The organism is Stenotrophomonas sp. TWI273 (assembly GCF_039674765.1).
In the GTDB taxonomy this organism is placed as follows: domain Bacteria; phylum Pseudomonadota; class Gammaproteobacteria; order Xanthomonadales; family Xanthomonadaceae; genus Stenotrophomonas.
The window spans coordinates 361,713-373,916 of the sequence record NZ_JBDJOA010000005.1 but is presented as its reverse complement, the minus strand read 5'-3'; the positions used below and the strand labels follow the sequence as shown (position 1 = coordinate 373,916).

General features: G+C 68.4%; 8 protein-coding genes and 1 pseudogene. 2 read left to right on the top strand and 7 right to left on the bottom strand.

All coding sequences use genetic code 11. The features are described from left to right. Positions 1 to 336 precede the first annotated feature (336 nt). Positions 337 to 1,527 (top strand): benzoate/H(+) symporter BenE family transporter, encoded by a 1,191-nt coding sequence (locus ABE571_RS09855; RefSeq protein ID WP_346493632.1) that lies wholly within the window; start codon positions 337 to 339, stop codon positions 1,525 to 1,527. Positions 1,528 to 1,531: 4 nt separating this feature from the next. Here ABE571_RS09855 and ABE571_RS09850 read toward each other — a convergent pair whose 3' ends face one another. From ABE571_RS09850 to ABE571_RS09830, 5 genes are all read right to left on the bottom strand, one after another. Then, positions 1,532 to 2,107, bottom strand: a complete 576-nt coding sequence (locus tag ABE571_RS09850; RefSeq protein WP_346493631.1) for a DUF2628 domain-containing protein — start codon at positions 2,105 to 2,107, stop codon at positions 1,532 to 1,534. Continuing rightward, a complete protein-coding gene (locus tag ABE571_RS09845) occupies positions 2,104 to 4,272 on the bottom strand; it encodes a lytic murein transglycosylase (RefSeq protein WP_346493630.1) in 2,169 nt (722 codons plus the stop codon). Before ABE571_RS09845 ends, ABE571_RS09850 begins: the two co-directional genes overlap by 4 nt. Before the next feature lie 54 nt (positions 4,273 to 4,326). Then, positions 4,327 to 5,301, bottom strand: coding sequence for an L-histidine N(alpha)-methyltransferase (gene egtD, locus ABE571_RS09840; protein ID WP_346462812.1), 975 nt, complete (start codon positions 5,299 to 5,301; stop codon positions 4,327 to 4,329). Then, the gene (gene egtB / locus ABE571_RS09835) at positions 5,298 to 6,584 is read right to left on the bottom strand and encodes an ergothioneine biosynthesis protein EgtB (RefSeq protein ID WP_313211301.1); all 1,287 of its coding nucleotides are present in this window, start codon (positions 6,582 to 6,584) and stop codon (positions 5,298 to 5,300) included. The genes egtD and egtB overlap by 4 nt, the downstream gene beginning before the upstream one ends. Positions 6,585 to 6,651: 67 nt before the next feature. Beyond that, complete coding sequence (locus tag ABE571_RS09830; RefSeq protein ID WP_346465251.1) at positions 6,652 to 7,044, bottom strand: YchJ family metal-binding protein; 393 nt, start codon at positions 7,042 to 7,044, stop codon at positions 6,652 to 6,654. Between the two features lie 62 nt (positions 7,045 to 7,106). Here ABE571_RS09830 and ABE571_RS09825 point away from each other — a divergent pair, with 62 nt between their 5' ends. Next, positions 7,107 to 7,883: a TSUP family transporter gene (locus tag ABE571_RS09825; protein WP_070474219.1), complete on the top strand. Its 777-nt coding sequence runs from the start codon at positions 7,107 to 7,109 to the stop codon at positions 7,881 to 7,883. A gap of 37 nt (positions 7,884 to 7,920) precedes the next feature. On the opposite strand, the gene ABE571_RS09820 is transcribed toward ABE571_RS09825, so the two are convergent. Together ABE571_RS09820 and ABE571_RS09815 are read right to left on the bottom strand one after the other, a co-directional pair. Beyond that, positions 7,921 to 11,541, bottom strand: coding sequence for an SbcC/MukB-like Walker B domain-containing protein (locus ABE571_RS09820; protein ID WP_346493629.1), 3,621 nt, complete (start codon positions 11,539 to 11,541; stop codon positions 7,921 to 7,923). A gap of 44 nt (positions 11,542 to 11,585) precedes the next feature. Continuing rightward, positions 11,586 to 12,185, bottom strand: a pseudogene (locus tag ABE571_RS09815) (DUF4194 domain-containing protein); the annotation flags it as partial. Between the last annotated feature and the right edge of the window lie 19 nt (positions 12,186 to 12,204).

Here is a 12,204-nt window from a genome sequence, read left to right as displayed (position 1 = left end):
AAGTGAACCGTTGTTGCCGATGCCGCTTCGTCGTTCGCCTTAGAGGCTTTCGTCGTTGCGAGCCGCCTATTATGTCAGGCTTTTCGTTTCCGTCAACACCTTCTTTCGAAGCTTGTTGCCGTCGCTGCGGGTGGGTGTTCACCGGGGTGAAGACCGCGTCGCAGCGAGGGAGCGAATACTAAAGACTTCTGAAAATTCGTCAAGGGTTTTCGTCGATCTTTTTCATCAACGCGTCATCCATCCATGCTGCTCATCAACAAGCGCGGCAGCACGCGCGTTGCGCGTGCTGCCGCTGGCTTGCTAACAATGCATCTCTTGTCATCAGGAATGCATGCGATGTCCGCGGTAGGCAAACGTTCGTTGTGGCGCGATCTCTCCCTGCCTGCGGTGATGGCGGGCTTCATTACGGTATTGGTGGGCTTCGCCAGTTCGGCGGTGATCGTGTTCCAGGCCGCACGCGCGGTAGGCGCCGACCAGGCGCAGATCGCCTCGTGGATGTGGGCGTTGGGCCTTGGCATGGGCGTGACGTGTATTGGTCTGTCACTGCGCTATCGGATGCCGGTCGTCACTGCATGGTCCACGCCGGGTGCGGCCATGCTCGTGGTGGGTGCGGGCGCGGTCGGCTACAGCGATGCGATCGGTGCGTTCGTCCTTGCCGCGGTGCTGGGCATGCTCGCCGGCTTCTCGGGGATCTTCGCGAAGCTGATGAAGCGTGTGCCGATGGCGCTGGCCGCTGGCATGCTTGCTGGCGTACTGCTGCGCTTCGGTCTGGATGTGTTCGTCTCCATGGGCACTCAGCTGGGCATGGCACTGGCGATGTTCGCCACCTGGCTGATCGGGCGACGGCTGTTCCCGCGCTATGCGGTGATCGCCACGCTGGTTGTCGGTGTCCTGGTCGCCGCAGGTCAGGGCCTGCTTCATATGCAGGACGTGCGGCTGGAACTGGCCACGCCGGTATTCACCTGGCCAACGCTGTCGTGGTCGGCGGTGTTCGGCATCGCCCTGCCCCTGTTCGTGGTCACCATGGCCTCGCAGAACATCCCGGGCGTAGCGGTGATCCGTGCCTCCGGCTACGACACCCCGGTATCGCCGGTGATCGGCTGGATCGGGGTGGTCAACACGCTACTCGCCCCGTTTGGCGCCTATGGGCTCAACCTGGCCGCGATCACCGCCGCGATCTGCATGGGCGGTGAGGCACACGAGGATCCGGCCCGCCGTTATACCGCCGCGGTGGCCGCGGGCGCCTTCTATATCGTGGTGGGCCTGTTCGGGGCGACGGTGGCGGCCGTGTTCGCCGCCTTCCCCAAGGAACTGGTGGCCTGCGTGGCCGGCATCGCACTGTTGGGCACCATCGCCAACAGCCTGGCGACGGCCCTGCGTGAGGAGGCCGATCGCGAAGCGGCGCTGGTGACCTTCCTGGTCACCGCCTCGGGCCTGTCGCTGGCCGGGATCGGCTCGGCGTTCTGGGGGTTGGTCGCCGGCGGCATCTGCCTGGCAGCACTGCGACCGCGTCCGGTCGCCCGCTGACGCCTCACGCGCCTTCGAAGATACGCAGTACGACGAACAGTGCCAGGCCCAGGCCCAGGGCAAGCCGGCTGGTACCCCCGCGGCGTACCAGTTCGGCGTTGATCCGCTCCGGCTGCCCGGTAAAACGGGCCTGCGCCCGCGCTACCATGCGGCGGCAATGCCAGCGGTACAGCGCATTGCCGAAGATGCCCACCGAGAGCTGCACGCCCAGCGATAGCACGATGCCGCCCACGGCCAGGTCCAGCAGGACCATCGCCATGCCAATGGCGAAATCAGCAACCAGCACCGCCAATGCCACCAGGTACATGCGCCGGTACATGAGCCAGTGGAAGCCGAACAGGACGGCCGGCCAGTGCCACGGACGCGGCCAGCGGTCACCGGCGTCATCCAGATGCCAGCGACGGGCGTACAACGCGAAGTTGTCGCCCACCGCCTTCGCCAGCAGCGGATGGCGGTCATGCACCGCCACGGCCGCATCGATCTGGGCGTCGATCATGGCCTCGTGCATGGCGGTGCTGGGCGCGCGATAAGGATTGTCGGCGGTCTCGTCCAGCCCGGCCGGGGGTGGAACCGTACTCATAGCGGGCGAACCGCCAGCGTCTGCTGCAGCACGTGCTGCGCGCCCGGCGCCAGCGTCACCACATCCGGACCGGCGTTGGCCGCTTCCAGGCACACATAGTTGCGCCAGCCGGCCCCGACATCGGCCATCTTGCTGGCGCCGGCCTCACCCGGGTTCCAGGCGACCAGCGAGCGGCTGCCGGTGGTGGTGATCTCGATGCGGCGCTTCAGGCCCGGGTCCTTGAGCACGTAGCGGCCGCCGGCCTGCGTATAGATGCGGTCGCTGCGGCCGGGATCGCGCGGGTCGCGCAGGTTCCAGTCGCCCTGCTGCTGGCGCGGGGTCGCGTAATTCTCGAACTTGTCCAGGTAGGACAGGCCATCCAGGCCCTCCACGCTGACCTGCATCGCATCGCTGACATGGAAGTAGTTGTGCAGGGCCTGGGTGAAGGCGACCGGCTGGCGGCCGGTGTTTTCGGTGATCAGGCGCTGTTCCAGGGTCCGGCCGATGCGCAGCTCCATGCGCAGGCGCAGGTCCAGGTTCTCCAGCACCGGCGGCGCCAGGGTCAGCACCATGGTGCCGTCGGCCTCTCGACGGGCCTGCTGCAGGGTCCATGGCACGTTGCGGACGAAGCCATGCGAGGGCACGTCATTGCCCTGCCCCTGGCGGCCGAAGTACGGCCAGCACACGGGGCTGCCCCCGCGGATCGGGGTCGGCAGCGGCTGGGCGCTCGGCGAGAGCCACATGACGTCCTGCCCGCCCTTGGGCACGTAGGACAGGAGCTGGCCACCGAATACGCTGATCGCGGCGGTGGCGAACGGGGTCTCGACCGTCCACGCGGGGAAGCCCTGGATGTCGGCCAGGCTGAGCCCGGGCACCTTGGGCAGGGCCGCGCGGGGCGCCGCCGGGGATTGGACGTACTGGGCGTGATTGGGCGGCAGGGTGAACACGGTGGATGCGGGCATGGTCGGTGTGGAAGAAGGAGGAGCACCGCGCAGGGCGGTGAGAATGCGCTGGCCGGCACGGCCATCGGCGGGGGTCCAGCCCAGGCGCTGCTGCTCGGCCTGGATGGCGCGGCGGGTGGCGGTACCGATCATGCCGTCGGCCGTACCGATATCGTGGCCGCGGGCCAGCAACAGGGTCTGCAGCTCTCGACGTTCGGTACGGCCGATGCCGGGATCATCGGTTGGCCAGGCGGCGGCAATGCCGGTTCCACCACGCAGGCGATCGGCCAGTGTCGCGATCGCCAGCGCGTAGCTCTCGGCGGCGTTGTAGGCGTAGATCGCATCGTAATTGCGGAACACCAGCCACGCCGGGCCCTTGGCACCGGTCGGGAGCAGCAGTGCCGCGTTGCTGTCGGCCGGGAGCCCGGCAGGCGCCAGGCCCCCCCCGGCGACCGGGACGATGCCCAGCGCGCGCCAGTCAGCCAGTGGCTTGCGCTGGGTGCGGCCGGCTTGGGCGGCGTTGAAGCCGGCCGGAATCTTCACCTCGATGCCCCACGGCTGCCCGGTACGCCAGCCTGCCTTCTTGAGATAGTTGGCGGTGGAGGCCAGCGCATCGGGAATGGAGGCGACCAGATCGCGGCGACCATCGCCGTCGCCATCCACCGCGATGCGCGCATAGGTGGAGGGCATGAACTGGGTGTGGCCGAAGGCGCCGGCCCACGAGCCGGTCAGGCCCTCGGCGCGCAGGTCGCCGGCATCGATCAGCTTGAGCAGGGCCAGCAGTTCACCGCGGAAGAAGGGCTGGCGGCGGCCTTCGCAGGAGAGCGTGGCCAACGACTGCAGCAGCGGGCGCTTGCCGAACACGCGGCCGTAATCGCTCTCTACGCCCCACACCGCGACAATGGTGGCGGCATCGACACCGTACTCGGCCGAAACACGGGCCAGCAGATCACGGTGCTCGATCAGACGGGCGCGCCCGTCATCAACGCGCTGGGTATCCACCAGCGCGGCCAGGTAATCCCACAACGGAGTGGTGAACTCCGGCTGTGCATCCAGCAGCGGCAACACGCTGGGGTCGGGGGTCAGCCCGGCGGTGAGCACCTCGAAGCGCTCGGCGCTGATGCCCTGCTTGCCGGCCTGCGCCTTCAGCGTGACCAGGCAGGTGGCGAATGCGTCCGGCGCGGCGACCGCGATCGACGGTGCGCCGAGCCACAGCCCGGCCAACAACAGGGGCGACCATCGCATTGGCGGAATCCTTGCAGCCAGTGGACCTGCATCATAGCGGCAATGCCGCGCAGGTCAGGCCGGCTGCAGCAGACGCAGGCCGAAGGCGGGATCGGTGGCGTTCCAGTGGGCGGTCACGCGCAGGCCGGCGGCGGCGGCCATCGCGGCGAACACCGCATCGGTGTACTTGTGACTGTACTCGACGGTCATCGCCTCGCCTTCGGCGAAGTCGAAGCTCTGCCCCCCCACCTGCACGCGCTGGTCGCGCTGGCTGACCAGCTCGGTTTCGATGCGCAGCCGCGGCACGCTGTAGCGGGCACGATGGCGGAAGCCGTCCAGATCGAAATCGCTGCCGATGTCGCGGTTGAGCCGACGCAGCAGATTGAGGGTGAACTCGGCGGTGACCCCGGCGGCATCGTTGTACGCCGCTTCGATCAACGCCGCGTCCTTGTGCAGGTCGATGCCGATCAGGGCCATGCCATCCGGGCCCATGGTCTGGCGCATCGCCTTCAACAGGGCGACGGCGTCGTCGTGGGCGAAGTTGCCCAAGGTCGATCCAGGGAAGAACACCAGGTGGCGGGCCGGCTCGCGCTGCGGCGATGGCAACTGCACCGGCTGGGTGAAATCCGCGCAGACCGGCAGCATTTCGATGTCCGGCAGCGAGGGGGCCAGCCGGGTGATGCTGTCCAGCAGCGCGGCGCGGGAGATTTCGATCGGGGTGTAAGCGACCGGGTCCCGCAGCGCATGCAGCAGCAGTTCGGTCTTGCGCCCGCTGCCACTGCCCAGCTCGACCACATGCAGGCGCGGGCCGACCACCTTGGCGATGTCACGCGCGCAGTCCTGCAGCAGCTGCAGCTCGGTGCGGGTCGGGTAGTACTCCGGCTGCTGGGTGATCTGCTCGAACAGCGCCGAGCCCTGCGCATCGTAGAAGTACTTGGAGGGCAGCTGCCGCGGCGTGGTGGACAGACCACGCAGGATGTCGGCGGTGATCTGGTCCCGATCCGGCTGCAGATCGGTCAACGCTTGGAGTGCATCACGGACCGAACTCATGCGGCATCCCGGGCCAGGCGCAGGCCGGCGAACTGCCACCGGGCCGACGGCGCGAAGAAATTGCGGTAGCTGGCGCGCAGGTGATCGGCCGGGGTGGCGCAGCTGCCTCCGCGCAGCACCCACTGCCCGCACATGAATTTGCCGTTGTACTCACCGAGGTTGCCCGGGAAGGTGCGGAAGCCGGGATACGGCCCGTAGGCGCTGCTGGTCCATTCCCAGACATCGCCAAACAGCTGGACGAGATCGCCTTCTTCCGCCGCCCCGCCCGGGTGGAGGTGATCGGTATCGGCGAAGCGACCCCGCAGCGGCCGGCCGGCGGTGGCGGCCTCCCATTCGAATTCGGTGGGCAGCCTGGCGTCCTGCCAGCGTGCGTAGGCGTCGGCTTCGAAGTAACTGAGATGGCAGACCGGTGCGTGGGGGTCGAGCGCACGCCAGCCGCCGAGGGTGAACTCCCGCTCCAGCGCGTCATCCCAATAGAGTGGATGCTCCCAGTGCTGCTCCTGACACAGGGTCCAGCCTTCGCTCATCCACCAACGCGGCTCGCGGTAGCCACCGGCCTGCACGAACTGGCGGTACTCCTCGTTGCTGACCGGGCGGTTGGCCAGCGCATGCGCGGGCACCAATACGCGGTGGACCGGCGATTCGTTGTCATAGGCGAACGTGGGGCGGGTGGGCCAGACCGGCGCGCCGATCTCCACGATCTGTTCAGGACTGCTGAGCCACTGCAGCGGCAGCGCACGGGCCGGCGCCACGACAAGATCCTCGCGGTAGGCCGGCTGCAGCGGGTTGGACCAGAACGCGTGCTTGATATCGGTCAGCAGGAGTTCCTGATGCTGCTGCTCATGGTGCAGGCCGAGCAGCAGCTGCTGCTGGGCCTGCTCACTCAGGCTGCCGGCCTGCAGCGCAGCGATCACGCGCTGGTCGATCTCGGCGCGGAAATGCAGCACTTCATCCAGCGAGGGCCGCGAGAGCAGACCGCGCTGGGGGCGCGCATGGGCCGGGCCGATGCTCTGGTAGTAGCTGTTGAACAGGTAATGCCAGTCCGCATCGACCGGTGCGTAGCCGGGCCGGGTGGCCAGCACGAAGCGCTCGAAGAACCACGTGGTGTGGGCCAGGTGCCATTTTGCCGGACTGGCGTCGGCCATGCTCTGCACCATGGCGTCTTCCGCACTGAGCGGCGCGGCCAGCGCGACCGTGCGGGCGCGCACGCTGGCGTAGCGGGCGGCCAGCGACGTCGGCGGGGCGGCAGTATGCGGAGGTGCGGCAGCAACGGCGGTAGTCATCGCGATCAGGATCGGCCAGCCGGGGTGAGCGCCACGTCATGGCACGGCATGGATCGGGTGACAACGCTCAGAATGCGTCGAGATAGAACCAGCGGCCGTCTTCGCGGACGAAGCGGCTGTGTTCGAGCATTTTCACCGCACTGCCGCCGCCGACCTTGTAGCGCGCGGTGAAACGGACCTGGGCGTGGTCGGCATCTGAGCGGGTATGTGCGTGGATCGTCAGACCCAGCCACTGCGTGCGCTGGCCGGGTGCTTCGTCCAGCGACAGCTCGGCCGGGCGCGTGGACGGGTGCCAGCTGGCCAGCAGGTACCCGGCCAGGTGGCGCACGTAGGCGCTGTAGCGCGAGCGCATCAGCGCTTCGGCATCCGGCGCGGGTGTGCCGGCGTGGTAGCGGCCGCAGCAGGCGGTGTAGGCCAGTGGGCGGCCGCAGGGACAGGGATCGGAGATGGCGGTGGTCATGGGGGTATTGTCGCGCGATGACCGGGCGTATGCTGGCGCGCCTTCTGCCGCGATGTGCTGCCGTGCTTGAGCTGGTTCCCCCTGAGCTGTTGTGGTTGGTGGCGATCGCCTTCATCGCCGGCCTGGTCGATGCCGCCGTCGGCGGCGGTGGGCTGGTGCAGTTGCCCGGGTTGTTCACCGTCTTGCCGCAGCACACGCCGGCGATGCTGTTCGGCACCAACAAGTTCAGCTCGATGTTCGGCACGGCGGCTGCCGCATTCCGCTACGCGCGCAATGTGCGCTTCCCGTGGCGGCCGGTACTGTTCGCGGCGGGCACGGCGTTTGTGTTCTCGTTTGCCGGGGCCACGGCGGTCAGCCTGCTGCCCAAGGACGCGGTACGCCCGCTGGTGCTGGTGCTGCTGGTGGCGATGCTCGGCTACACGCTGTGGAAGAAGGACTTCGGTGCCCTGCACCGCCCGCGCGAGATCGGCCGCAAGGAACTGGTGACCGCGTTGGCGATCGGTGCGGTGATCGGGTTCTACGACGGCTTCTTCGGGCCCGGCACCGGCAGCTTCCTGATCTTCCTGTTCGTGCGCTTCTTCGGGCTGGACTTCCTGCGTGCGTCGGCCGCCTCCAAGGTGGTGAACCTGGCGACCAACGTGGCGGCGATCTCGTTCTTCGTGCCGACCGGCAACATCCTGTGGCTGTTCGCACTGCCGATGGCCGCGGCCAACATCATCGGCTCGGTGGTCGGCACGCGGATGGCGCTGCGCGGTGGCACGCCCTTCATCCGCAAGCTGTTCGTCGGCCTGGTGGTGGTGCTGATCGCCCGGATGGGCTGGGACACCTTCGCCGGTTAGCAGGACGGGCCAGCCCTGGGGCTGACCCGTCGGTTGCTCAGCGCTTGGGCTTGGCGGGCTTCTTTGCGGGCGCCTTGGGCGCGGCCTTGGTGGCCGTCTTCTTTGCCGCTTTCTTTGCCGGCACCTGGGGCACAGCCTTCTTCGGGCGGGATGCCGACGCCGCTGCCGGCGCCGCCACGACCTCGGCCTCGACGTGGGCGTCCTCGTCGATCGAGGCCGCCATCACTTCAGTGGCCATCGCCTCGGGGGCATCCACTACGGCAGGCGGGGCAATCACGGCCGGTGCCGGTGCCGCCGTCGTCTCGCCGGCGCGGGCACGCTCGGGCAGCTTCAGGCGCTTGCCTTCGTCGTCGTACTCGATCAACAGGACGCCGGAGTCGTGGCGACCGCTGATCTCCACGAAGCAGGCACCGCCGATGAACGGCTCCAGCGTCATCACCGACTTCAGCGGGGTGGCCACGACCATCTGGAACCCGAAGTTGTCGAAGATGTTCATCGCCAGCGCGGTGAACTCGTTGTCGGCCTTGTCGAAGGCTTCATCGAGCACCACCGCCGCGTAGCTGGGCAGCTGGCCGTCGGCGCCACCGAGCTGGTAGCGCAGCGCGGCCGCCAGGCAGGTGGTGGCCAGCTTCTGGCGCTGACCGCCGGACTTGCCCGCACCGCTGCGGTAGATCTCGACCTGCTGGCGGGTGGCGGCGTCGAGCTCGACGCCGACGAATTCCACATGCAGGCGCACGTCCAGCACCAGCTCGCGCCAGCGCTTGTCCTCGCCTTCCTGCGAGCCGAGCTTGGCGACCAGCTCACGCAGCACCGCGAACTGCGCTTCGGCCAGTTCGCGCTGCTCGGTCTGCTGCTGGGACAGCACGTCACGCAGGCGCTGGTGGAAATCCAGTACCTCGGGCAGGCGGCGGTCGGTGAGTTCGATGGTCAGCAGGGTGCCGCGATTGAACGGTACCTGCTCCAGCGAGGCATTGACCTCGTCCAGGCGCTGGGCGATCGACTTGCGCGCCTCGGCCGTGTGCCGCTGCAGGGCCAACAGGTTGTTCTTGCTCTGGCTCTGCAGCAGATCGAAGAAGCGTGCCTCGTGCTGCGGCAGGCCATCGTTCTCCAGCCGTTGCAGGCGGGCCAGGAAATCTTCGGCGCTGGACAGGCTGACGGTGAAGTCGCCGCTGTCTTCCGGCCAGGCCTGGCAGTAGCGGCGGAAGCAGCCGAGCAGCAGGTTTTCCAGCCGGTTGTGTTCGGCCTGGGCACCGCCGAGCTGTTCGTTGAGGGTGTTGCTGATCTGCCGGAAGTGGGCTTCCAGGTTCTCCAGGCTGAGCACGCCGAGCGCCTTCAGGCGTTCGTCCAGGCCCTGCTGCTGCAGCGGCGTGACCACGCGCTTGGCCAGCGGCGCGCACTGCTCGTGCAGGCGTTCCAGGCGTTCGTGTTCACGGCCGAGCTGGCCGCGCTCCACGCGTACGTCTTCATAGGTGCGCTTGGCCTGGGCCACATCGGCCCGGGTCTTCTCGATCTGTTCGCCCAGCCTGCGCAGATCGGCATTGCCTTCGCGCAGGTCGTGCAGGGCCTGGGCGATGTCGTCCAGGCGCTGCAGCGGTGCGGCCACATCGATCTCGTCCCAGCCCAGCGTGCACAGCTGATGGCAGGCCAGTCGGGCCTTGCCGTCCTGTTCGCGCTGCGCACGCAGGCCGGCCACGTCGCTGTCGCAGGCAGCGATGCGCTGGGCCAGTTCAATCGCTTCGCGCTCGTACAGATCCAGCTTGTCGCGGTTGTTGAAGCCGAGCAGCCAGCGGCGGCGGTCGCTGATGTTGTGGCGATCGTCCTTCTCGAAGCGCTCGCCCGGGTGCTTGACCTGGCCTTCCTTGGTGATGCCGCGGTCGGTATCGCGCAGATGGCGTGCATCCACGCACTCGTAGTCGAAGCGCTTGCCCAGCTCGCGGCGCAGCCAGCCGGCATAGCCGTGCTCGCGCAGCACCAGCTTGTGCAGCAGCGAACGTGCGCCCGGCTCGCGGCCATGCAGTGCATCGTCGTTGCGGCGCACCCGGTAATAGACCAGGCGGGTCCCGAGGTGGGTCTGGTTGATCCACGCCGAGACCTCGGCGTGGTGGCGCTCATCGACCAGCAGCGACTGCGCGAAGCCGTGCAGCACGCGCTCGATGGCGCCCTGCCATGCGGCGTCTTCGTCGCGGACCTGCAGCAGTTCGCCCACGAACGGCAGTGCCGCCTCGGGAATGCCGGTGTCGCTGCTCAGGCGCGCGCGCAGCTGCTGCATCGGCGCGGGAATGCTGGACGGGGTGCGCTTGAGCGCCTCCAGTTCCGAACGCACCTCGGCGAAGCGGCGCTCGTCGTCGCGCTTGCCGCCCATGCGCTCGGCGATGGCTTCGTCCAGCTCGGCCGCGGCGCGCTGGCCGTTGTCGAGGCGGGCCTGCGCGCGGGCGAGCTGCTCGGCAAACCCGTGCGCGGTCTCGGCCAGGGTTTCCCCCAGTTCGCGGCTGGCGTGGTTGGCCTGGCTGCGCTTGGCCAGCCGGCGGTCGCGCTCCTGGGCGACACGGCCCTGCTCGCGCTCCAGTTCCTCGATGCGCTCGCCGCCCTGCTGGCGACGCTGCGCTTCCAGCTCGGCGAGGTGGCTTTCATGATTCTCCAGCGCGCTGCGGCGCTGGCCTTCTTCCCCGGACAGACCGCGGTCGCGGGTATCCAGTTCCAGCAGGCGTGCCTCAAGCAGGGCCAGGCGACGCTGCTCGCGCACGCCGTCGATGCCCAGCTTCATCTCGTCCAGGTCTTCGCGCTGGCGGCGCAGTGCCTGCAGATCGGCGTAGTGGCCGCGTGCGGGCAGCAGGGTTTCGACCTGGCGGCGCGCGGTGACCACGGCCTGATGGGCGCCATCGAGTTCGGCGAAATCATCGACCAGCCGCTCGGCCGCATCGAAGGTGCGCGGTGCATCGAGCATGAAGTCGCGCAGGAACACGTTCAGATCGCCGAGGTTCTTCGCCGACTGCGTCTTGTGCAGCAGGCGCAGCGCCATCTCGTTCTCGATCCCGAGCACATGGCGGAACCGTTCGGCATAGCTGGCGAAGCTGTCGAAGTGATGCACATCGCCCAGGCGCTGCTTGAGCTTGCGCAGGTCCAGGTCGAAGCCGCCGAGGTCACGTGCGATGTCGAAACTGCGCTCGGCCACCATGTAGTGCTTGCGCACATCGGCCGCGGCCGCGCCGTTGCCAGCGATCCAGAACAGGCGCACCAGGCTGACGATGCGGCCGTCATTGCTGCGGTATTCCAGCACCAGGGCGGTCCAGGTAGCGCCCTTGCGCAGGTACTGGGTGGCGATTTCACCGGTGCCGCTGTCCTGCTGGTCGGCCCAGGCGCCCCGCACGTAGGAGACCAGATTGCGGTCGCGCCCGCTGCGTTCGGCTTCGCGCGCGGCGGCGTTGAAGTCGACGAGGGCCGGCGGCACCAGCAGCGCGGACATCGCATCGAGCAGGGTCGACTTGCCCGAGCCGGAGCGGCCGACGAACAGGAAGCCACGTTCGGCGATCGGCACTTCGGTCAGGCCGGAGAAGGTGCCCCAGTTGTGGACCTGCAGGCGGCGCATGCGGAACTGCTGCGCGCGCGGGTCGGGCTGGTCGCCGGGGAACAGGGCGGGTGCGGGAATGTGGACGGTCATGGCAGGGCTAGCAATCCAGGCAGGGCAGCGGCGCGCGCGCGCGCTCAGGCGTCGAGGTCGGCCGGCGCTTCGCGCAGGCGGCGGTACACCTGGGCCAGGGCGGCGACATCTTCGGCGGAGAACATCAGTTTCAGCGCCGGCGAGACTTCATGACGCGCATCGTCGCCGCCGAGGCGGGTGAGGATGTGGTTGTCCTTCATCTTCTGCACGGCACTGGCGACGCGGCGGTTGAAGCCGGCGCGGTCGGTGGACAGGTGGCGCTCGTACACGGCCAGTGCTTCGGCCAGTTCGGCATCCTCGACCACTGCGCGCACGCCGCGCGCATCGGCTTCGGCCAACTGCTGGCGCAGGTGCAGCAGCAGCACCGAGTCGATGAAGGTCAGCGGCGAGGTACGCAGCAGCACCGGTGCATCGATATCTTCGGTATCGGCCTGGCGGGTGAACGCCACGCCACTCTCGCGGTCCAGCACCAGTTCCAGGAACAGGTCCGAGAGCGCCGAGCGGATCGCCGCTTCGCTGCGGATCAGCGCCGGCCACAGCTTGGCGTGACGCAGCTGGTCGATGCTCGGGCCGATCAGCAGCTGGCACAGCGCGCGGCGGCCATCGAGCGGCAGCCGGCCGGTGTCGCCCATGTAGAACACGTCATTGTTACGCCGCAGGACG